The sequence below is a fragment of the Peribacillus sp. NPDC097284 genome (assembly GCF_044761765.1).
Classification (GTDB): Bacteria; Bacillota; Bacilli; order Bacillales; family DSM-1321; genus Peribacillus.
On record NZ_JBIWCZ010000001.1, the window covers coordinates 548,500 to 569,835 of the forward strand.

Consider the following 21,336-nt stretch of genomic DNA (forward strand, 5'->3'; position numbering starts at 1 on the left):
TAATTGAAAATATTCTGTTTTTTTATTTCTTTCTTTCTTCCTTGTCCATTTTTGCATGAAACAGTTAAGATTTTGAGTGGCAAGATTTCCTTCAAATGTGGAAGCATTTATGGGGTGAACGCAAAAAAGGCTATCCACATTCTTATCTTTGTGGATAGCCTTTTTCTATTTATGTTGAATGATCGTTACTTTTCCTTTATTCATCCTGTTCATCATAATCCGAATAACAATTGGTTTTAGAAGATTACGGGTGGGTGGAAATACCAGGATCAATCCCAAGACATCCGAAATCAGTCCGGGTGATAGCAACAGAGCGGATCCGATGAAGATACAGATTCCATCGACGATTTCATTTCCAGGCATCATCCCTTGACGAACCTGACCCTGTGCCTTTTTCCATATTTCCATTCCTTGGCGTTTAGCCAAATAAGCTCCGATTAAACCAGTGGCTACAATTAGGAACAGCGTTGGCCAAAACCCAATCAGATTGCCAGATAATAAGAGGACAATAATCTCAATGATCGGCATCGCAATGATAAACAATAAAAAGTACTTCATTTACATTCCTCCTGCACAGCCCACTTCTGGTGCGGTACACCTATCTTACATCAACGATTGGATTTCATCCAAAATTTTGTTTTACAAAACTTTGGCATGACCATCATAAATGATTCCACGGCTGGCATCGACCGTTATTCTCTGTCCATCCTTAAAGGCCTTTGTCGCATTATCAGCCCCGACAATGACAGGAATGCCTAAGGTAACGCCGACAACTGCCGCATGGCTAGTCAAACCGCCTTCTTCAGTAATCAATGCGGCACACTTTTCTATTGCCGGCATCATTTCACGATCCGAACCGATTGTAACCAAAACAGATCCTTCTTGTACTTTTTCTAAGGCTTCCTTGGCATTCTTGGCAACGACCACTTCACCCTTCGCTGTTTTCCTACCGATTCCTTGAGCCTTCAATAGAACCTCTCCTAACACATGAATTTTCATCAAGTTAGTCGTCCCTATTTCACCTACAGGCACACCAGCGGTAATCACCACTAAATCCCCATGGGAAACGATTCCGGATTCCAGGCTTTGGTCAATCGCTGTTTGGAGCATATCATCTGTCGTCTCTGCTTTAGGCCCCATCTGCGGATAAACGCCCCAGACCAATGCAAGCCGTCTGGATACATCTTCATTAGAGGTAACGGCAATAATAGGCGCTTTTGGACGATACTTAGAAATCATCCGTGCTGTATGACCGCTTTCAGTCGGTGTGATGATTGCACCTGCATTAAGGTTAAGCGCAGTATGTGCAACGGATTCCCCAATGGCATCTGTCACATTATGTCGATCCGACTTACTATTCCTTGTAAGGATATCCCGATAATTAAGCGCTGTTTCTGCACGTGAAGCAATATTATGCATAGTCTGAACGGCTTCGACTGGGTAAGTTCCCGCAGCTGTTTCACCAGAAAGCATGATGGCATCCGTTCCATCGAAAATCGCATTCGCCACATCACTTGCCTCAGCTCGTGTCGGACGTGGATTACGCTGCATCGAATCAAGCATTTGTGTAGCGGTAATGACCGGTTTGCCTGCATTGTTACATTTCTTGATCATATCTTTTTGAACAAGTGGCACTTCTTCCGCAGGGATTTCAACACCTAAATCACCACGCGCAACCATCAAACCATCAGCTACTTCTAAAATTTCATTGAGACGGTCCACGCCTTCCTGGTTTTCAATTTTAGGGATGATTTGAATATGCTCTGCTTTATTTTGTTGCAACAATTCCCGGACTTCCAGTACATCCGACGCCCTGCGGACGAAAGAAGCGGCCACGAAATCGATTCCTTGTTCGATACCGAAAAGGATGTCCTTTTCATCTTTTTCCGTAATCCCTGGCAAGTTTACGGAAACGCCAGGAACGTTGACGCCTTTTTTATTTTTCAATGTACCGCTGTTTAGGATTTTCGTATGAATTTCTTTTTTTGTTTCATCAATTGCTAACACTTCAAGACCAATCAAGCCATCGTCCAGCAAAATTCTAGATCCAGCTTGTACATCATATAGAAGCCCTTCATAGGTAATGGAGAATTTCTCTGGTGTCCCCAAAACTTCTTGCATCGAAATCGTTACTTCTTTACCTGCCGTCAACTCAATCGAGTCATTCTCCATGTTATTCGTCCGTATTTCAGGACCTTTTGTATCAAGCAAGATAGCGACCTGTTTCCCCGTTTTCTCTGATGCTTCTCTTATGTTGCGAATTCTTGCAGCATGTTCCTCATGATTACCGTGGGAAAAATTAAGACGTGCTACATTCATCCCTGCCTCGATTAATTGAGCCAATTTTTCTACACTTTCACTAGCTGGCCCAATGGTACATACAATTTTAGTTTTGCGCATGGTGTCAACCTCCTAAAGAAACTCGTCTTCTACCGCCATATGACGGAGAGTGACGTAGTATTAAACATATTTTTTTCAATCATTTAAATAGACAATTCTTCTGATAGGTCATACATTTTCTTATCAATCGTGTGCTTCTTCGATAAGGCATCGATGATATCGTAATCAACCAGTTTATTTTCCTCAATGCCCACAGCCCTGCCACCTAAACCTTCAAGAAGCAATTCGACTGCGCGGGCGCCAAGCCTGCTTGCCAACACACGGTCAGACGCAGTAGGAGAGCCGCCACGTTGTACATGACCCAGAACCGTAACACGCGTTTCGAACCCTGCTTTCGCTTCTATCTGTTTGGAAATCTCCATGGCACTGCCTACACCTTCTGCCACAACGATGATACTATGCTTTTTCCCGCGTTCATGTCCCCGGTTCAGCTTTCCTATCATCTCTTCCATATCGAAATCGTATTCCGGGCATAAAATGGTCTCAGCCCCTCCTGCAAGACCGGCCCAAAGAGCAATGTCACCGGCGTTTCGGCCCATCACTTCAACCACATACGTCCGTTCGTGGGAAGTCGCTGTATCCCTGATTTTATCAATCGCATCGATGACCGTATTAAGGGCTGTATCAAAACCAATCGTAAAGTCCGTTCCCGGAATATCGTTATCGATCGTTCCCGGAACGCCAATGCAAGGAAAACCTCGTTCCGTCAATGCCTTCGCTCCAAGGTAAGACCCGTCACCGCCAATGATGACGATGCCCTCAATACCCACTTTTTTCAGTTGTTCAATTGCCTTTAACTGTCCCTCTTCCGTTTTGAATTCAGGACAGCGGGCAGTATGTAACATCGTGCCTCCGCGGTGTATGATATCCCCGACAGAACCAAGCTCAAGACGTCTTATGTCGCCATTGATCAACCCTTCATAGCCATGGTAGATGCCATAGACCTCCATCTCATGAAAAATCGCTTTCCGGACGACTGCCCGGACTGCAGCATTCATGCCTGGAGAATCCCCTCCACTTGTTAATACCCCTATTTTTTTCATTATGTTCACCTCTCCTACTGCGCTAATGACATAAAACTTTTCAATAACCTCATTGTACCCTTTTTTCACCTAAGATAAGCAAGGAACTCTTCTTACTGCTTAATCCAATGTATTAAGACTAACGTATTCTGAACAGAAATTGAAGTAAATTGCGTTAAAGATTGTTTTATTTCCCAAAATAGGAATCAATTTAGTCACCTGGGTATTTAAGTATCATATTAAGGTTGAAAAAACGTGTTGCCTGCCGGCAGCACGTTTTTTCTTGGCCATGTATTTATGAATGTTGTTTTACTTCCAGTATCGGTCCTTCTGGCTGTCCTTCAAATTCATATTCACCGATATTTTTAAATTTCATATAACGCTGATTGATCAGTTCCTCACTATTCAGGGAAAGAAGCTCATTGATTGATTGCTTCAACATATCCTTAATCGCTTTGGCTTGCTCCTCGGCATCGCGATGGGCCCCGCCTTTCACTTCAGGAATGATTTCATCAATGACTCCCAATCGGTTGAGGTCAGGAGCCGTGATTTTCATCGTTTCGGCTGCACGCTTGGCTTGGGAAGCATCCTTCCACAAGATAGCTGCTGCTCCTTCAGGAGAAATGACAGAATAGGTGGAGTTCTCCAGCATATAAATCCGATCCGCTACTCCTAGAGCCAAAGCACCACCACTTCCACCTTCACCAATGACAATACTGATAACAGGTACATTAAGTCCTGCCATTTCAAAAAGGTTTTTTGCGATGGCTTCACTCTGGCCACGCTCTTCCGCTGCTTTACCAGGGAAGGCACCCTTCGTATCTATGAAACAAATGATGGGGCGATTGAACTTTTCGGCCTGTTTCATCAGACGTAAAGCCTTTCGATAACCTTCAGGATGAGGCATACCAAAATTACGACGGATATTTTCCTTTGTATCCTTACCACGCTGATGGCCGATGATGGTCACAGCACGTCCATCAAATTCCCCGATGCCGGCTACGATGGCTTCATCATCACCATAGTATCGGTCACCATGGAATTCCATGAACTCATTAAATATAAGAGGGATATAATCAAGTGTTGTCGGACGGGCTGGGTGACGAGCGATTTGCACGCGATCCCATGGCTTTAAGTTATTATAAATGTCCGTTTCCAACTTCTCGAGACGCTGTTCCAAGCTTTCAATTTCAGCTGTCAAATCAACATCTGCTCCCTTTGTTATTTCCCTTAGTTCTTTAATCTTGCTTCGAAGCTCTGTGACAGGGCGTTCAAATTCCAATTCGTAAATCATAACCATTCACCACCCGGGGCATGAATTTTCAGGATCGTTGTCAAGGTATCTTTCATTTCCGTCCGTTTAACCACAGCATCCAATTGGCCATGCTTCATCAAAAATTCAGCTGTTTGGAAATCTTCAGGAAGATCTTCATGGATCGTTTGTTCAATGATCCGTCTTCCAGCGAATCCTATCAGGGCACCAGGTTCTGCAAGGTTAATATCCCCAAGAGATGCAAAGCTGGCTGAAACGCCACCAGTTGTAGGATGGGTCATCATCGAAATGATCAATCCACCTTCATTGCTGAACATTTTAAGGGCAGCACTTGTTTTGGCCATTTGCATGAGGCTCAGAACACCTTCTTGCATTCGCGCCCCACCAGATGCGGTAAAAATGATGAACGGTATCTTCAATTCGCCGGCCCGTTCAATCGCCCGTGTGATTTTTTCCCCAACGACGGACCCCATACTTCCCATCCGGAAATTGGAATCCATGATGGCCGTTGATATTTGGAAACCATTTATGCTTCCTACCCCTGTAACCACTGCCTCATTAATTTTGGCCTTCACTTTATCCTTTTCCAGCTTTTCCAGATAATCCGGGAACTGAAGGGGGTTAACGGAAATCATTTCTTTATCAAATTCAGTGAAACTATTGGCGTCGAAAAGAAATTCTATGCGCTCATGAGAGGACATGGAATGATGGAACCCACAATGCAAACAGACTTTTACGTTTTTCACTAATTCTTTTGTATACATGATTTTTTTGCAACCTGGGCACTTCGTCATAATTCCTTCAGGTACATCCTGTTTTTCACGATCTAAAGGAACCGTTGCATATTTCTTCTTAGATTTTGCAAATAGCTCTTTAAGCAAGTCTAATCCTCCCTTTGCCACCAAACCTCTTTTTAAAGAAACTTTGGTCCAAACTATATCAGAAATATATTCAAAATCGTGTAAAATGCTGTCACTCTTCCTTCGACAAATTTCTGATTTTAGTAAGGTATGCTTCGATGGCTTTTTCTTCATCACGTTCAAGCAAATATGTAAGCAACAAAAGATAATCTTCTTTTTTCGTTTTTGTTTTGATTTGCTCTGATGCTCTAGCATAGCTGTTGACAATACGCCAAATTCTTTCAAGCAAACGATTGCGATTTAATATGGCGATCCTCAAGAAGAAATCATCATCATGGAATTCTTCTACCTTGACCCAGTCCATTAACGATTTAACCTCTTGGGCCGTGGCGAAGAAGGCCACGATCTTCAAACAATCGATTTCAATTAACCGTTTGGTCTCGGCTAAATCTTCTTGAACTTTTTTATCTTGCAAAAAAAAGGTTCCCAGAAGCTCGACTAACTTATGCTCCTGGAAATCCCTAATAAACGTTCCTTCACCACGTCTAGTTTCTATCAATCCTAAAAGCTCTAGTGCTCGCAATGCTTCACGGACAGATGAACGTCCAACATTCAGACGGTCGGATAACTCCCGTTCAGAAGGAATTTTATCGCCCGGTAAGAGGTTATCCGCTTCAATCATGCTCCGTAGGCTTTCCACAACATCGAGATAAATTTTGGTTGAAGAAGTACGTTCTGCCAAATTAGTTATTCCTCACTTTGTCCAATGTTTGCTAGTTTTCTTGTTTTTTCTTTAATTTGTTCTGGATCCGCGTGAATTCTTGCAACCCCGGTTTCCATAGCTGCCTTTGCCACAGCTGCAGCGACTGCAGGTGCAACTCTAGCATCAAAAGGGGCGGGAATAACATAGTCTTCATGAAGTTCATGCTCTTCTATTAAACCGGCAATCGCCTGTACAGCCGCCACCTTCATTTTTTCATTGATATGTGTGGCACGTACATCTAAAGCGCCTCGAAAGATTCCAGGGAAAGCCAGTACATTATTGACCTGGTTTGGGAAGTCAGAGCGACCTGTCCCCACCACTTTGGCACCCGCAGCTTTCGCTTCCTCCGGCATGATTTCAGGATTGGGATTAGCCATGGCGAAAATGATTGGATCTTCGTTCATGGAAGAAATCATATCCTTATTCAAAGCTCCCGCCGCAGACACACCGATGAATACGTCCGCTCCCTTGATAACAGTCGCAAGGTTTCCTTGAACCTTATCCCGGTTGGTTACTTTCGCTACTTGTTCTTTTATATCATTCATACCTAACGTACGCCCTTCATAGATGGCACCTTTCGTGTCACACATGATAATGTCACGCACTCCATAGCTATAAAGCAACTTTATGATGGCAATGCCTGCCGCTCCGGCACCACTGGCCACGACTTTAATTTCCGTTATCGATTTTCCTACAAGACGCAAAGCATTTACAAGACCGGCCACGGTTACAATTGCTGTACCGTGCTGATCATCATGAAATACAGGGATATTCATTTCTTTTTTTAATCGTTCTTCGATTTCAAAACAATTCGGTGCTGCAATATCTTCTAGGTTCACTCCGCCGAATGTCGGTTCGAGCAATTTGACGGTCTCTACAATCTTATCCACATCCGTCGTTTTTAAACAGATTGGAAATGAATCCACTCCCGCAAAACTCTTGAACAAGACAGCTTTGCCTTCCATGACAGGCAAGGCGGCTTCAGGACCGATATTGCCTAGGCCCAACACTGCCGTTCCATCAGAAATAACGGCTACCGTATTCCCTTTCATTGTATAGTCATAAACGGTTTCAGGTTTTTCGTAAATTTCCTTACATGGTTCGGCGACACCAGGAGAATAAGCCAAGCTTAAATCCACTGCATTCCTAACTGGTACTTTCGAAACGGTTTCTAATTTCCCTTGATTCAAGCGATGCATATGTAATGCTTCTTCTCTTAATGTCATATTCTCACTCCTAGAACGAATTGGGCAACCCGGAAATTATGCTGAAATCTAGTGGTCAGACCACATGGGCCTGCATTCAATATAACATACCTGATAAAGTTGTAAAATAGTTATTCTCTCTTATAAACGACATTTCCTTTTCCTAACAATCCATTTAAAAGATCGATTAACTTATCGCTCGGGTTGACCCAATCCCAATAGGATAGCTGTACATAGCGGTTTTCCCGCTCATAAAATAGCATGACCTTCGTTTCGCCAGTATGCTGGATTAATATTTTTTTTATTTTTTGAAGAGTGTCTTTTGTTTGCTTTTCCGCTTCAATCTTCAAGAAAAGCGTTCCGTTTTTTTGCTGGGCCATATCTTTCACTTGGTCCAACGGATAGACATATTGGATGATGAGCTGCGTTTTTCCGCTCCGCTCCTCCAATGTACCTTGAAGCATGGCCAACTGTCCGTGATTCAAGATGGCAGAGTAGTTTTTATACACATTGGGGAATACGACGGCTTCAAGATCGCCTTCTTCATCACTGACAGTCAAGAATGCCATGACATCCCCCTTTTTCGTACGAATGGTCTTAACCGCCGTGATGTACACGCCAAGCAGGATTTTTGCCTCTTTCTTACTTAATGCTTCATCGATGGTCAAGCAACCGAAGTGGCCGAAAATTCCTTTATAGCTCGTCACGGGATGATTGGAAAGGTATAGGCCAAGTACACTCTTTTCAAAGGATAACTTGTCCTCCACCGGAATGGGATCGACATGATTGTATTTAGGCTTTAGCGAGAATTCGCCATCCGAAAACATATCGAATAAATCATCATCCGGATTGACCAATTCGGTATGGCTGATTGCGACATCCAGGCTAGCAAGCAAGGTGGCACGGTCTTCGCCAAATTCATCAAAGGCACCTGAATGCACCAATGCTTCCAATACCTTTCGATTGACGATTTTTCCCGACACCCGCAAACAGAAATCGAATAGGTCCCCGAATTTCTTTTGGCGTCTAGCCGCAAAGATTTCCTTCAGGACCGTCCCACCGATTCCTTTTATGGCACCAAGACTGAATCGAATCCCTTCTTTCTCCGGTAAAAAAGGATAGCCGCTTTCATTAATGGAAGGAGGCAGCACGGAAATGCCTTTCTTCTTGGCTTCACGGACATACTGGGCAATCTTATCATCATTTCCGACGGCAGAGGTCATGAGGGCAGCCATGAAATACTCAGGAAAATGAGTTTTTAAATAGGCAAGCTGATAGGCAATGACACTGTATGCTACAGCATGGCTCCTGTTGAATCCATAATTGGCAAACCGGACAATCAGGGTATAGATATCGTCCGCTGTTTTCTCGGAATACCCTTGCTTCAAGGCACCATTCACGAAATGCTCCCTCTCCTGGTCCAATACTTCCTTTTTCTTCTTCGAGACGGCACGCCTTAATAAATCGGCCTCTCCCAGGGAGAAACCGGCAAGTCGTGATGCAATCTGCATGATCTGTTCCTGATATACGATGACGCCGTATGTAGGATCGAGAATCTCCTTCAAATCCGGATGGTGATATTCTATTGGGACCAGCCCGTGTTTGCGCTCGATGAAAAGTGGAATGTTTTCCATGGGACCTGGACGATATAAGGCATTGACCGCGACGATATCTTCAAACCGGTTTGGCTTCAGGTTCATTAACACCTTCCGTATCCCATCCGATTCGAACTGGAACACGCCCGTCGTTTCACCCCGTCCCAGCATGGACAGGGTCTGCGGATCATCCATGGGTATATGGGACAAATTCAGTTTTTTCCCCATCCCCTTTTGGATGTTTTTCAAAATATTATCCAGGAGCGTTAAATTGCGCAGACCTAGAAAATCCATTTTCAGAAGGCCGAGTTCCTCGAGGAGGTCCATTGGATATTGAGTCAGGTGGATGCCATCATGCCCTTCCTGAATCGGGATATGCTCAGTGAGCGCCTGATCGCTTATGACGACACCAGCCGCATGTGTGGAGGTATGGCGTGGAAGCCCCTCAAGCAGAAGTGCCGTTTCAAAAAGCTTCTGGTTCCGCTCACTTTCCTTTATGAAGTCCTGTAATCGTTTGGATTCTTTTAACGCTTCAGGCAAGGTAATCCCAAGGCGTCCCGGGATCATTTTCGATACCATTTCCTGCTCTTTTGTATTCAAACCGAAGACGCGTCCGGTATCACGCAACGCCGCCTTTGCGGCTAAAGTACCAAATGTGATGATTTGGGCAACATGCAATTCCCCGTATTTCTTCGCGACATAAGCAATCACTTCCTCGCGGCGGTTATCCGGGAAGTCAATATCGATATCGGGCATCGTTACCCGCTCAGGATTTAGAAATCGCTCGAACAGCAGAGAATGTTCGATTGGATCGACATCCGTAATCGACAGAACGTAGGCGACCATCGATCCTGCTGCAGACCCCCGTCCCGGCCCCGTCAAAATCTGGTGGTCCCTTGCAAATTTCATGAAATCCCAAACGATTAAGAAATAATCGCTGAATTTCATTTGCTTAATGACAGCCAATTCAAAGCGCAGACGCTCTTCATATTGGATAGATGGTTCAGGTATTCGTTTCTTCAAGCCCTGGAAGCAGAGGGTTTCGAGCATTTCTTCAGCCGTAACTCCAGTTGCTGTAGGGTATTTGGGTAGCAGGGAACGATGAAAAGGAATAGTAAGATTGCATTGCGCGGCTATATGTAGCGTATTTTGAAGGGCATCCGGCAAGTCACTGAACCGTTCAGCCATTTCAGCACGGCTTTTCATATAAAACTGTGTGGATGGAAGCACCACCCTCGTTTCGTCCGCCAGCTTGTCGCCATTACCGATGGCCAGTAGCGCTTCATGTGCCAGTGCATCACTTTGGTTCAAGTAATAGACCGGGTTCGTCGCTACAAGCTCGATTTTCAGCTCTTTGGCCAATTGACAGATTGCTTGTATTTGCTGCTCCTCCTTGGCAATATCCAGCCGTTGAAGGGATAAATAAAAGTTATCATGTCCGAACACTTTCAAAAATTGCTCGGCAGCTTTCCTCGCCTCCTCGGGCCTTTCTTCTTCCAATAACCTTTCGATTTGCCCTTCCGCACCCGGGGAAAGCGCAATCAATCCCGTAGAATAGGCTTTAAGCCAATTAAATGGAATGCCCGACGGAGATTTCGTTTTGATAGCACTGCTTATTTTCAGCAGGTTTTGGTAGCCTTGAAGATTTCTTGCTAGTAAAAGAAGAGGATGTGCGGCATCTTGTTCATCTAGAACATCCGCGAGAATCCCGATAATCGGTTTTATCCCCTGTTTTTTGCATTCCTTATAAAAATAAACCGATCCATACATAACATTTCGGTCGGTTAATGCTAGACTCGTACAGCCATCCGCTTTCGCTTTAGCCACAAGTTCACGAATTTTCACCGTACTGCTCAGCAGGCTGTATCCGCTCTGAATATGGAGATGTGTATACACGTTTTTTTCTCCCACCTTTGAAAGGGCATGTTTCTTTTTATTATAGTGTTTATTTCAAAAAAAGAAAATATGTTCTCATTGCCAATCAGGTTCGTCCACTTTGATTTTCACAGGCTATCATATTACCTCCGCGCTTCCCATATAAATAGAGTAGAAGAATATCAAGCCAAAAAGGATGATGATACATGAACGAAGCCTTTGTTCCGGCATTTATCAACAGTTTTTTCATCGCGCTCGGCGTTTTGCTTGGCGGGTCGATCATTGGCGGACTGGCGGCTTTTTTCACGGGACAAGCCCCGATGACGACCGTTTTCCGCTTATCGGACAGCCTAAGGATTTGGGCGATCGTCGCTGCCATCGGAGGGACCTTCGATATGGTCTATAATTTTGAACGTGGCATTTTCCACGGACAAACAAAGGATATCGTGAAGCAGGTGCTATTGATCCTCTCCGCCCTCGGGGGTGCACAGACAGGAGCGTTAATCATCAATTGGTTCACACAGGAGCATATTTCACCATGAGGATCCCCCCTTATCATCGGCTTCCCACCTGGCAGCGTTTTTTTGCCGGTGCAGCATTAGGCGGACTGCTCAGCTGGGTGATTTTCTTTTACATGTACGGAGTGCAGCAGGAAACGCAGATCCGGATCATTCATGAGCAAAGAGAAGAGATGAAGGATTTGACCGAAAAAATCGCGATTTGGGAGCAGGATTACAAAAAATTAAATCAGCAAAACGAAGAGATTTTAACGATTCAAGAAGTCGAGGTGAAAATCACCAACGGGCAATTTTACAGCCTCGATAAGCTGAGTATCGCCGATGCCGAGGATGTCATAGAAGATGACCTCTCTTCCCTTCTCGCTAAAGATGTCGTTAGTGTATATAACGGAAAAGTGTTGCTTAAGAAGTCGATTGAAAACAAAATCATCGAGATTAATAAGAAACGATACGAACTGGAAGTCAATGAAATTATGTTTTATACAAAAATGAATATTGAACTCACAATCAAGAGGGCGAAATGATGCTATTGGAGAGGTGAACGATGAACCCAATCTTAAACCAAATCGGTACGGTCTTTATCCCGGTTCGTAATATTGAAGTGGCCCGCGATTGGTATTCTGACCTGTTGGGCATCCCGGTGACCGGAGATATTTTATTCGGGCACCTGTATGCCTTGCCTATGATCGGAACGGGCACTGTTTTGGACAGTAAGATATTTTCCGAAGATCGCATTTTCAAAGTCCCTCCCTTTCACTTCAACACGACGAACGTCATCGAAGCGTATGAATATATGAAAGGGAAAGTAGAATGTACAACAGGAATCGAACATGACCGATGGTTCAATTTCAAAGATCCCGATGGCAACCAGCTAAAAATTTCCCAACATCGTGAATATCTACATGGCAAAAGACCAAATTCAAGATGATTTGGTCTTTCTGCTTTTCTTATTCGGCTTTGTTTACCTCTTCTAGATCAGCCAAAATATCATCCACTGCATCCCAAGAATAAATAGAGGCCCCTGCTGCAAATGGGTGTCCGCCACCATTGTATTTCCTGGCGATCATGTTGATGATTGGACCTTTAGAACGGAAACGAACCCGGATCTCCTTTTCTTCTTCAATGAAAAAGACCCAAGATTTCACGTTTTTAATCGAACCCAGCGAGGAGACAAGCTGGGAGGCTTCTGAAGGTGTCGCATGAAATTTTTCCAGGATATCCTTCGTGATAATCATCTTCCCTGTTCCGTTTGGTAGAATCTCGAAGTTTTGCAGCACATACCCATTCAGGCGGGTAATGCTTTCATCGACATCATACATCTCTTGATATAACTGTGGACGGGAGAATGAATAATGAATCAACTCACTTGCATAGGCGAATGTTTTCTCGGTCGTGCTTTGAAAAAGAAAACGTCCCGTATCACCAACGATACCTGCATAAAGTAGACGGGCTGCCTCATCGCTCATCTTCAATCCTTGATCTTTACCAAATAGATAAAATTCATAAATCATTTCACTCGTCGAGCTAGCGGACGTATCGACCCAACGCATGTCTCCATAGGGATCTTCGTTTGGATGGTGATCAATCTTGATCAGCTTATCCCCTGTCGGATAACGGCTGTCGCAGATTCGGTCGGTATTGGCGGTGTCACAAACGATGACCAAAGCCCCTTGGTACATTTCATCCGAAATCACATCAAGCCTCCTTAAATAATGTAACGAAGGCTCTTCTTTCCCGACCGTGAAAATGCGCTTCTCAGGAAATGACGCCTTCAGAATTTCAGCCAATCCCCCTTGCGAACCATAAGCATCCGGGTCAGGCCGGACATGGCGATGAATGATAATCGTATCATAACGCTTTATATCTGCTAAAATTTCAGCCTTCATATAAATCTCCTTTTTATATATGTTATTGTACAAATTAAGACGATATATTTTATTTAATCAAAAAATTGGCGAAATAGGAAGGCTCATCTTGTTTTAGGTGGCAATCACTAGAGATTACCGCTACAATAATAAGGTACATATGTTAAATTGGGGGAATTATAAACGATGCCTATCCTTGTCACCTTGATCGTTCTGTCACTAGGGATTTATGTATTTTACAAAATTAAAATGGTACGCACGAAAATGCCGATGGAGAAAAAGTGGATTTCAGGAAAATCGTCCATTGCCCTCGGTGCCTTTGTAGCCTTATTTGGAGTCAATCAGCTTTTCCTTTTCCAAACGACCGTTACATACATCATTGCTGCCGTATTCATTGTTGTCGGACTATTCAGCGTTTGGGGCGGTTATAAAATGTATAAGTTCTACCTCCCACATGCCATTGAAGAAGCCACAAATCAAAGAGGATAATCGAATTCGATTATCCTCTTTCGCTAGTTAAGAACGATCAAGCAACTGACATGTCAGCATGGCTTTCCCTACAAGCTTGCCTTGGTTAAATACCTCGACATCCACTTTCCCAAACTTACGCCCCACATCCAGGACACGAGGATGAATTTCAAGCGTACTGTCGATCTGAACAGGCTTGATGAAGTAAATCGTCATATTTTCAACGACTAAATCGCCGCGTTTATAGCCTCTGAGTGCACGATTGGCTGAATCCGTAACCAGTGTCGTGAACACCCCACTTGAAATCGTACCAAGATAATTGGTCATTTGCGGTGTAACACCATAGCTATACACTTCTTGTCCCTTGCCTTGGTTTGACGTCATCACCAGCTGGCTCGTGATCGTATCGTCAATCGTTTCACCGACCTGTGGCTGTCTTTGGCTCATCTGTAACGCCTTCAGTACATCCTGCCTGCTCACGATCCCTTTCAGGATGTGACTGTCACTAACGACTGGAATCAACTCGATCCCTTCCCACACCATCATATGGGCAGATGAGGCAACACTCATTTTATCGCCTACGGTCATCGGATTCTTCGTCATCACCTTATCAATGAGCGTCGTTTCTTCTTGGCCCATGACATCTTTTGAGGTGACCATACCCTGAACCTTCATGTTTTCATCAACGACAGGGAAACGGCTATGACCCGACTCCTGATTCAATTCATGCCAATTTTGAACCCGATCACCCACGGTTAAGAAGGTCGTTTCCTGAACGGGCGTCAAAATATCCTCTACCAATAGGATTTCCTTTTTGATCAATTGGTCATAAATGGCCCGATTGATCATGGTCGCAACAGTAAAGGTATCGTAACTCGTTGAAATGACCGGCATCTCCAATTCATCGGCCAATATCTTAACGGATTCTTCGGCATCGAACCCACCGGTAATCAGCACCGCTGCACCCGCTTTTAATGCGTGCTCATGCGCCTGGGTACGATTCCCTACAATCAACAGGTTTCCTGCACCCGTATATCGCATCATCGCTTCAAGCTTCATCGCACCGATAACGAATTTATTTAACGTTTTATGAAGACCCGTTTTTCCACCTAAGACTTGTCCATCAACTATATTGACTACCTCGGCAAACGTTAGCTTCTCAATATTCTCTTTTTTCTTTTTCTCAATACGGATCGTGCCGACCCGCTCAATGGAACTTACATAGCCTTGATTCTCCGCCTCTTTAATCGCACGGTATGCCGTGCCCTCACTTACATTCAGGACTTTGGCAATCTGGCGGACGGAAATCTTTTCACCAACCGGAAGTCCATCGATATGTTTTAATATTTGTTCATGCTTTGTAGCCAAGCGCTTCACCCTTTTCACGGTATTCCTATATCCCATTATAAGGTCAAAGAGCCTAGATTATCAAACAACTACTGATATTCACGCAACCTTTTCTTTTGATGCTGCCGTTTCACTTTCCGTTTTGCAGGTGAATACAGAATGCCTGTCAAATTCCCCGCCACGGCTAACAGCGCGAACAAAAGCCAAGTTCCCCCAAACAAACTCTCTGGGCCCCCGCTTTCCAACGATAGGCGCGGCACTGCATAATACAGCATCACACCGCATAAAAGCAAACAGAGCAATAACCTTTGCTTCATCCAACCCCCTCCTTCATTCCATCCCTTAATTTTATGCAAGAGGATGAATAAAAAGAATGGAGCCTACAGGGGATTTTTAAGCTTGTCGTCGAGACATACTACATCCATGCTTCTTGATCATTCATTTCCTATATAAAAAGGAGCCTCCGAATCAGGCCCCTGTTGTTGTGTCATTATAAATCGATTGCATCTCCGGGTTCCATAACCAGTCCATTTTTTGCTTCTAGTATATCGATGAATTTGTTAGGATCCTGTTTGATGACCGGGAACGTGTTGTAGTGGATCGGCACGACCTGCTTCGCCTGGAGGAATTTTGCGGCAAGCGCTGCATCTTCCGGCCCCATTGTGAAGTTATCGCCGATAGGCAGAAATGCCAGATCAATCGGATGTCTTTCCCCAATCAGTTTCATGTCGGAATAAACGGCCGTGTCACCAGCATGATAGATCGTTTTTCCTTCTACAGTCAACAATACGCCGGCAGGCATCCCTAGATAGATGATCTGACCATCTGCCGTATTGAATCCGGTTCCATGAAATGCAGGGGTCAATTTCACAGTGCCAAAATCAAATTCATAAGCACCACCAATGCTCATGCCATGTGTCCTGACGCCTTGATTTCCTAAATAAACGGCTATTTCAGCAATTCCGATGACAAGGGCATCGTGCTTTTTCGCTAATTCCACCGTGTCACCAATGTGATCATTATGACCATGTGTTAAGATGATTACATCCGGCTTTACGTCCGCCACCTTTAGATCCGTTAGTTCATTTCCAGTGATGAATGGGTCAAAAAGAATCGTCTTGCCATTGGTCTCCACTTTCACGATGGCATGTCCATGAAAAGATACTTTCATTAAATGATGCTCCTTTCCGATACACACTTTTTTGAATTTTTTCAAAAGCTTTACCATTTACTATTTAAATAGTTATTGCTAAGGTAATTATATCCTATCTATGGAGGAATCGTCATGAATAAACATTTGAATGAAATACAAAACTGGTTGCAAACCAATGAGTTGGACGCAGCCATTCTAACTTCTACCGAAAACGTCTTTTATTGCAGTGGATTCTTTAGTGACCCGAATGAAAGACTGCTGGCACTAGCCATTTTCACGAATGCAGAGCCATTTTTGGTTTGTCCGCAAATGGAAGTGCCTGATGCCAAGAATGCTGGATGGCAAGGCGAGATCATTGGCTACACCGATATCGAAGATCCATGGTTGAAAATCCAGAAAGCGGTTAGTCAACGTGGATTATCCTTGAAGAAAATCGCGATTGAAAAACAACATATGAATGTGGAACGCTATGAAAACATACAGCATCATTTTGATGCGCCGGTACTCGTTTCAGCCGAGGAGAAGCTACAAAAGATGCGAATGATCAAATCCGAAGATGAAATGGTCAAGATTCGTGAAGCCTGCCGACTTGCCGACGTGGCTATCGAAGTCGGAGTCAGCGAAATCCGTGAAGGGAAAACCGAAATGGAAATCCTGGCTGCAATTGAATTCGAAATGAAGAAGGTCGGCGTTAGCCACATGTCATTCTCTACAATGGTCCTGACTGGAAAGAATGGAGCTTCGCCTCATGGAACGCCAGGGGCATCGAAAGTTCAGCGTGGTGACCTCGTTCTTTTTGATCTAGGTGTCGTATATGAAGGGTATTGCTCAGACATCACCAGGACCGTCGCGTTCGGGGACATCAATGACAAGCAAGCCGAGATCTATGAAACGGTTCGAAACGCGCAGGAAGCTGCCATTGCAGCAAGCAAACCCGGTGTTGCTTGTTCCGAGATCGACCGGACTGCCAGAAGCATCATCCAGAACAAAGGCTACGGCGACTATTTCCCACACCGTCTTGGGCACGGACTTGGCATTAGCGTCCATGAATATCCATCGTTAAAGGAAACGAATTCACTTAAGTTGCAAAAGGGCATGGTTTATACAATCGAACCAGGTATCTATGTTCCGGAGGTGGCAGGCGTGAGGATAGAGGATGATCTGTATATAACCGAAACAGGTTGTGAAGTCTTGACCAAATATCCGAAAAGCCTCCAAATATTAAGATAGACTTCACCAAAAATTCGTAAATTTGTTACAATTGAATAAGGAAAATTATAGTATAATGGGAGTGAAGTAGAAGGAGGAGATTCATGATGGGTACGATAGATTATAAAAATATCCTTGTAGCGGTGGACGGTTCTGAAGAAGCAGAATGGGCCTTAAAAAAAGCGATATACCTTGCAAAACTAAGTAACGCGACACTAGTTCTGGCTCATATCGTCGACACCAGGAATTTCCCGACTATCGAAGCTTACGATATGACTATCCGCGATCGTTCTGAAACCTTTGCCAATGACTTATTGGAAAAGTATAAAACAGAAGCGGTTGCCTCTGGCATCACTAACGTAATTACGGAAGTGGAGTATGGTTCTCCTAAAGTCAAAATACCAAGAGACTTAGCGAAAAAACATACGATTGATTTAATCGTTTGTGGTGCGACTGGACTTAATGCCGTTGAACGTTTCTTGATTGGAAGCGTATCAGAAGGTATTGTTCGCCACTCAAATTGTGATGTCATCATTGTCCGTACTGATAAAAACTAAAAATTTTTCTTAAAAAAGATCGTACACCAAATCGGTGTACGATCTTTTCATTTGTTATTCACTTATGAGTTTCTCCGCTTTTTCAATCGCAAGCTGCACTTGGGCAAACCCAGTACCACCTGCACTATTACGGCGTTTAACTGCTTCGTATGGATTTAATGCGTCGTAAATATCCTCTTCAAACAACTCGGATGCCTCCTTGAATTGTTCCATGCTAAGATCAACTAAATAGCAGCCGTTTTGTACACAGAATAAAACAAGTTTGCCGACGACTTCATGGGCTTTACGGAAAGGCATGCCTTTCGAAGCCAGATAATCGGCCAATTCGGTTGCATTGGAAAAGTCATTTTTCGTTGCTTTTTCCATCACGTCTTTTTTCACTTTCATCGTTGAAATCATGCCTGCGAAGATTTTAAGTGAACCAACAATCGTTTTAACCGTATCAAAAACGCCTTCTTTATCTTCTTGCATATCTTTGTTATAAGCAAGTGGCAGTCCTTTTAATACAGTCAGTAACCCTGTTAGATTCCCGTAAACCCGTCCTGTTTTACCGCGGATCAGCTCCGCCATATCAGGGTTTTTCTTTTGTGGCATGATGCTGCTTCCCGTTGAGAAAGCATCATCCAGTTCAACGAATTGGAATTCCTGGCTTGACCAAAGAATGATTTCTTCGCTGAAACGAGATAAATGCATCATCATCGTTGCGCTGTTACTCATGAATTCCAGGGCGAAATCACGATCACTCACTGCATCCAGACTATTTTCATATATGCCATCAAAGCCAAGTAGCTCTGCACTTAACGCACGGTCAATCGGAAAAGTCGTCCCAGCAAGCGCTCCTGCACCCAATGGAGAAATGTTGATTCTCTTGAAGCTTTCAGTGAAACGTTGTTTATCGCGCTCCAGCATCCAGAAATAAGCCATTAAATGGTGAGCGAATGAAATTGGCTGGGCACGCTGTAAATGCGTATACCCTGGAATGAGTGTTTCCACATTCTTTTTAGCCTGTTCCAAAATTGCTCCTTGGAGTCCATTAATGAGTTCCAGAATCACTTTCGTTTGGTTGCGCATGTAAAGATGAAGGTCTGTTGCTACTTGGTCGTTACGGCTTCTGCCCGTATGCAATTTGCCTCCAACCGGGCCAATCGCTTCAATGAGCATGCTTTCAAGGTTAAGATGGATATCTTCCATCTCCACCTTGAAAGTCAATTCACCTTTTTCCGCTTTTTCCTGTAAACCCTTCAGTCCCACAATAATCTGATCAGCGTCCTCTTCAGGCAGGATCTGGCATGTCTTCAGCATGGTGACATGTGCCAAGCTGCCTTGAATATCTTCAAGGACAAGTTCCTGATCAAAGGATATGGAAGCCCCGAACTCATCTACCCATTCTTCGGCAGATTTCGTGAATCTTCCTCCCCAAAGCTTGCTGCTCACACTGTCACCTTCTTGTTGTTGACCATGCTGTTCACTTTCGTTGGAAGTCCCCATAATTTAATGAAACCAACTGCTGCCTCATGATCGAATTCGTCCGCTTTTGTATATGTTGCTAGTTTTTCATTGTATAGAGAGTACTCTGATTTTCTTCCTTCGACAATGGCATGGCCTTTGAACAGTTTCACACGGACAGTACCCGTAACGTTCACTTGTGTCTCTTTCAAGAATGCAGCCAACGCTTTTTGAAGTGGTGAGAACCAAAGTCCTTCATAGATCAATTCCGTCATTTTCTTCTCAATCACTGGTTTGAAATGGGCAAGTTCTTTTACCAAAGTAATATCTTCAAGTTCTTTATGTGCAGCGATCAATGTCATGGCACCTGGAGCTTCATATACTTCACGAGATTTGATACCTACTAATCTATTTTCCACGTGGTCGATACGTCCGACACCGTGTTTACCGGCAATTTGATTCAATTCAACAATCAAATCAGCCAATTTGTAGTTCTTGTCGTTCAGTGTAACCGGTACACCTTGTTCAAATCCGATTTCAATGATATCGGCAGTATCCGGTGTGTTTTCAAGGCTTGTTGTCAGATCATATGCCTCTTCCGGAGGAGCAGCCCATGGATCTTCAAGGATTCCACATTCGTTACTTCTTCCCCATAGGTTTTGGTCGATTGAGTAAGGGCTGGCTAAACCAATCGGAACAGGAATTCCATTCTTGGCAGCATATTCGATTTCCTCTTCACGAGACCATCTCCAGTCACGTACAGGTGCAAGAACTTGTAAATTAGGGTTTAAAGCCGAAATGGATACTTCGAAACGCACTTGGTCATTTCCTTTTCCCGTACAACCGTGCGCAACGGCTACTGCATTTTCTTCTTCAGCCACTTCCACTAGCTTCTTCGCGATAAGTGGACGCGATAGAGCTGATACTAAAGGATATTTTCCTTCATATAGTGTATGGGCTTGAAGAGCCGTCAATGCGAATTCATCGGCGAATTCGTCTTTTGCATCAATTACATAAGAACTAACCGCTCCGACAGTGATTGCTTTTTCTTTAATAAAGTCTAAATCTTTTCCTTCACCGACATCCAAACAGCATGCCACTACGTCGTATCCTTGATCTTGTAACCATTTAATTGCAACAGAGGTATCTAATCCTCCAGAATAAGCTAAAACTACTTTTTGATTTCCCATGTTTTATCGTCCCTTTCGTGTGAATAAAAATTCATTCGTTGTTATTTTTATTCAATCTATGTTTAGTACTTTATCATTTTTATACAAGGAATACAAGGGGTATTTTACTGATTTCAGTAAAATTTTTTCGATATTCCAAATAATTTACACAATGGATACATCGGTTAAAATATAGTAATCTAAGAGTATGAAAACTGTGATTACAGGAGGCATTATGAAAGAACTTTTTACGTATGATGAACGGCTTGGAATCTCCATCCCCGACCTCCCCATGGAATGGGATGAATACTCTAAAGGAAAGCAGCACCGCATACTCGCACACTGGGAAACTATCCGGGGTCATATCCCGGACCGTATACAGGAGCTGGAAGCCATTATCAATCGGAAACAGACACAGCTCTCTGATGAAAGTAATTTTGTCTTGTCATGCCAACTCAACACGGAAATCTCCGAACTGGCTTCCGTGATAAATGATCTTTGGCTTTGGTACCGGACCGATCAGGGGATAAGTGAAAAGATGCATAATTAAGCCCATTTCCATGCAAAAAAAGCCCCGGTTTTTAAAACCGGGGCTTTTTTTGTCCGTTTCC

General features: G+C 43.8%; 22 protein-coding genes. 7 read left to right on the forward strand and 15 right to left on the reverse strand.

Annotated elements, in window-relative coordinates; translation table 11 throughout:
* Positions 1-165 precede the first annotated feature (165 nt).
* The 9 genes from ACIQXU_RS02780 to ACIQXU_RS02820 all read right to left on the reverse strand — a co-directional run bounded on the left by ACIQXU_RS02780 (position 166) and on the right by ACIQXU_RS02820 (position 11,372).
* On the reverse strand, positions 166-558 hold the full coding sequence (locus ACIQXU_RS02780; RefSeq protein WP_402874380.1) for an FxsA family protein: 393 nt from the start codon (positions 556-558) through the stop codon (positions 166-168).
* A gap of 81 nt (positions 559-639) precedes the next feature.
* Complete coding sequence (gene pyk, locus ACIQXU_RS02785) at positions 640-2,400, reverse strand: pyruvate kinase (protein ID WP_402986594.1); 1,761 nt, start codon at positions 2,398-2,400, stop codon at positions 640-642.
* Between the two features lie 83 nt (positions 2,401-2,483).
* Positions 2,484-3,443 (reverse strand): 6-phosphofructokinase, encoded by a 960-nt coding sequence (pfkA, locus tag ACIQXU_RS02790; RefSeq protein WP_402874373.1) that lies wholly within the window; start codon positions 3,441-3,443, stop codon positions 2,484-2,486.
* A 274-nt stretch (positions 3,444-3,717) separates the two neighbouring features.
* Positions 3,718-4,716, reverse strand: a complete 999-nt coding sequence (gene accA, locus ACIQXU_RS02795) for an acetyl-CoA carboxylase carboxyl transferase subunit alpha (protein WP_402874370.1) — start codon at positions 4,714-4,716, stop codon at positions 3,718-3,720.
* The gene (gene accD / locus ACIQXU_RS02800; RefSeq protein ID WP_402874367.1) at positions 4,713-5,576 is read right to left on the reverse strand and encodes an acetyl-CoA carboxylase, carboxyltransferase subunit beta; all 864 of its coding nucleotides are present in this window, start codon (positions 5,574-5,576) and stop codon (positions 4,713-4,715) included. The genes accA and accD overlap by 4 nt, the downstream gene beginning before the upstream one ends.
* A 91-nt stretch (positions 5,577-5,667) precedes the next feature.
* Positions 5,668-6,297 (reverse strand): FadR/GntR family transcriptional regulator, encoded by a 630-nt coding sequence (locus tag ACIQXU_RS02805; protein ID WP_402874365.1) that lies wholly within the window; start codon positions 6,295-6,297, stop codon positions 5,668-5,670.
* A 5-nt stretch (positions 6,298-6,302) separates the two neighbouring features.
* Positions 6,303-7,544: an NADP-dependent malic enzyme gene (gene ystJ / locus ACIQXU_RS02810; protein WP_402874363.1), complete on the reverse strand. Its 1,242-nt coding sequence runs from the start codon at positions 7,542-7,544 to the stop codon at positions 6,303-6,305.
* Between the two features lie 110 nt (positions 7,545-7,654).
* A complete protein-coding gene (gene dnaE / locus ACIQXU_RS02815) occupies positions 7,655-11,014 on the reverse strand; it encodes a DNA polymerase III subunit alpha (protein ID WP_402986596.1) in 3,360 nt (1,119 codons plus the stop codon).
* A gap of 85 nt (positions 11,015-11,099) precedes the next feature.
* Entirely contained in the window at positions 11,100-11,372 is a 273-nt protein-coding gene (locus ACIQXU_RS02820) for a hypothetical protein (RefSeq protein WP_402874647.1), read from the reverse strand.
* Between ACIQXU_RS02820 and ACIQXU_RS02825 the strand changes: the two genes are divergently transcribed.
* From ACIQXU_RS02825 to ACIQXU_RS02835, 3 genes are read left to right on the forward strand one after another with little or no spacing between them, the layout of a single operon-like run.
* Complete coding sequence (locus ACIQXU_RS02825) at positions 11,257-11,535, forward strand: YtrH family sporulation protein (RefSeq protein WP_402874635.1); 279 nt, start codon at positions 11,257-11,259, stop codon at positions 11,533-11,535. The genes ACIQXU_RS02820 and ACIQXU_RS02825 overlap by 116 nt on opposite strands.
* Positions 11,532-12,035 carry a sporulation membrane protein YtrI gene (ytrI, locus tag ACIQXU_RS02830; protein WP_402874357.1) on the forward strand — a complete coding sequence of 168 codons (504 nt, stop codon included), beginning with the start codon at positions 11,532-11,534 and terminating at the stop codon, positions 12,033-12,035. The genes ACIQXU_RS02825 and ytrI overlap by 4 nt, the downstream gene beginning before the upstream one ends.
* 20 nt (positions 12,036-12,055) lie before the next feature.
* Positions 12,056-12,439, forward strand: a complete 384-nt coding sequence (locus ACIQXU_RS02835; RefSeq protein WP_402986598.1) for a VOC family protein — start codon at positions 12,056-12,058, stop codon at positions 12,437-12,439.
* Positions 12,440-12,458: 19 nt separating this feature from the next.
* On the opposite strand, the gene ACIQXU_RS02840 is transcribed toward ACIQXU_RS02835, so the two are convergent.
* On the reverse strand, positions 12,459-13,397 hold the full coding sequence (locus tag ACIQXU_RS02840; protein WP_402874350.1) for a DHH family phosphoesterase: 939 nt from the start codon (positions 13,395-13,397) through the stop codon (positions 12,459-12,461).
* A 165-nt stretch (positions 13,398-13,562) separates the two neighbouring features.
* On the opposite strand from ACIQXU_RS02840, the gene ACIQXU_RS02845 reads away from it, so the two are divergent.
* Positions 13,563-13,865: a YtpI family protein gene (locus ACIQXU_RS02845; RefSeq protein WP_402874347.1), complete on the forward strand. Its 303-nt coding sequence runs from the start codon at positions 13,563-13,565 to the stop codon at positions 13,863-13,865.
* A gap of 27 nt (positions 13,866-13,892) precedes the next feature.
* Here the strand turns inward: ACIQXU_RS02845 and ACIQXU_RS02850 are convergent, their stop codons facing one another.
* From ACIQXU_RS02850 to ACIQXU_RS02860, 3 genes are all read right to left on the reverse strand, one after another.
* Positions 13,893-15,212, reverse strand: a complete 1,320-nt coding sequence (locus ACIQXU_RS02850; RefSeq protein WP_402874345.1) for a DRTGG domain-containing protein — start codon at positions 15,210-15,212, stop codon at positions 13,893-13,895.
* 68 nt (positions 15,213-15,280) lie between these two features.
* Positions 15,281-15,508: a hypothetical protein gene (locus ACIQXU_RS02855; RefSeq protein ID WP_402874343.1), complete on the reverse strand. Its 228-nt coding sequence runs from the start codon at positions 15,506-15,508 to the stop codon at positions 15,281-15,283.
* Positions 15,509-15,681: 173 nt separating this feature from the next.
* Entirely contained in the window at positions 15,682-16,362 is a 681-nt protein-coding gene (locus ACIQXU_RS02860; protein ID WP_402874340.1) for a metal-dependent hydrolase, read from the reverse strand.
* Between the two features lie 114 nt (positions 16,363-16,476).
* On the opposite strand from ACIQXU_RS02860, the gene ACIQXU_RS02865 reads away from it, so the two are divergent.
* Positions 16,477-17,574 carry a M24 family metallopeptidase gene (locus ACIQXU_RS02865; RefSeq protein WP_402986600.1) on the forward strand — a complete coding sequence of 366 codons (1,098 nt, stop codon included), beginning with the start codon at positions 16,477-16,479 and terminating at the stop codon, positions 17,572-17,574.
* Between the two features lie 83 nt (positions 17,575-17,657).
* Positions 17,658-18,110, forward strand: a complete 453-nt coding sequence (locus tag ACIQXU_RS02870) for a universal stress protein (protein ID WP_402986602.1) — start codon at positions 17,658-17,660, stop codon at positions 18,108-18,110.
* A gap of 54 nt (positions 18,111-18,164) precedes the next feature.
* Here the strand turns inward: ACIQXU_RS02870 and argH are convergent, their stop codons facing one another.
* On the reverse strand, positions 18,165-19,544 hold the full coding sequence (gene argH / locus ACIQXU_RS02875) for an argininosuccinate lyase (RefSeq protein ID WP_402957731.1): 1,380 nt from the start codon (positions 19,542-19,544) through the stop codon (positions 18,165-18,167).
* On the reverse strand, positions 19,541-20,746 hold the full coding sequence (locus tag ACIQXU_RS02880) for an argininosuccinate synthase (protein ID WP_402874329.1): 1,206 nt from the start codon (positions 20,744-20,746) through the stop codon (positions 19,541-19,543). Before ACIQXU_RS02880 ends, argH begins: the two co-directional genes overlap by 4 nt.
* Before the next feature lie 214 nt (positions 20,747-20,960).
* Between ACIQXU_RS02880 and ACIQXU_RS02885 the strand changes: the two genes are divergently transcribed.
* The gene (locus ACIQXU_RS02885; protein WP_402874326.1) at positions 20,961-21,275 is read left to right on the forward strand and encodes a hypothetical protein; all 315 of its coding nucleotides are present in this window, start codon (positions 20,961-20,963) and stop codon (positions 21,273-21,275) included.
* The last annotated feature ends 61 nt before the right edge of the window (positions 21,276-21,336 follow it).

Coding starts and splice junctions, on each gene's coding strand:
- ACIQXU_RS02880 (WP_402874329.1), bottom strand. CDS start 20,746: ATGGGAAATCAAAAAGTAGTTTTAGCTTATTCTGGAGGATTAGATACC.
- pfkA (WP_402874373.1), bottom strand. CDS start 3,443: ATGAAAAAAATAGGGGTATTAACAAGTGGAGGGGATTCTCCAGGCATG.
- ACIQXU_RS02860 (WP_402874340.1), bottom strand. CDS start 16,362: ATGAAAGTATCTTTTCATGGACATGCCATCGTGAAAGTGGAGACCAAT.
- ACIQXU_RS02865 (WP_402986600.1), top strand. CDS start 16,477: ATGAATAAACATTTGAATGAAATACAAAACTGGTTGCAAACCAATGAG.
- pyk (WP_402986594.1), bottom strand. CDS start 2,400: ATGCGCAAAACTAAAATTGTATGTACCATTGGGCCAGCTAGTGAAAGT.
- ACIQXU_RS02870 (WP_402986602.1), top strand. CDS start 17,658: ATGATGGGTACGATAGATTATAAAAATATCCTTGTAGCGGTGGACGGT.
- ACIQXU_RS02885 (WP_402874326.1), top strand. CDS start 20,961: ATGAAAGAACTTTTTACGTATGATGAACGGCTTGGAATCTCCATCCCC.
- ACIQXU_RS02780 (WP_402874380.1), bottom strand. CDS start 558: ATGAAGTACTTTTTATTGTTTATCATTGCGATGCCGATCATTGAGATT.
- ACIQXU_RS02835 (WP_402986598.1), top strand. CDS start 12,056: ATGAACCCAATCTTAAACCAAATCGGTACGGTCTTTATCCCGGTTCGT.
- ACIQXU_RS02845 (WP_402874347.1), top strand. CDS start 13,563: ATGCCTATCCTTGTCACCTTGATCGTTCTGTCACTAGGGATTTATGTA.
- ACIQXU_RS02855 (WP_402874343.1), bottom strand. CDS start 15,508: ATGAAGCAAAGGTTATTGCTCTGTTTGCTTTTATGCGGTGTGATGCTG.
- ACIQXU_RS02840 (WP_402874350.1), bottom strand. CDS start 13,397: ATGAAGGCTGAAATTTTAGCAGATATAAAGCGTTATGATACGATTATC.
- ACIQXU_RS02820 (WP_402874647.1), bottom strand. CDS start 11,372: ATGGCAGCGACGATCGCCCAAATCCTTAGGCTGTCCGATAAGCGGAAA.
- ystJ (WP_402874363.1), bottom strand. CDS start 7,544: ATGACATTAAGAGAAGAAGCATTACATATGCATCGCTTGAATCAAGGG.
- ytrI (WP_402874357.1), top strand. CDS start 11,532: ATGAGGATCCCCCCTTATCATCGGCTTCCCACCTGGCAGCGTTTTTTT.
- accA (WP_402874370.1), bottom strand. CDS start 4,716: ATGATTTACGAATTGGAATTTGAACGCCCTGTCACAGAGCTTCGAAGC.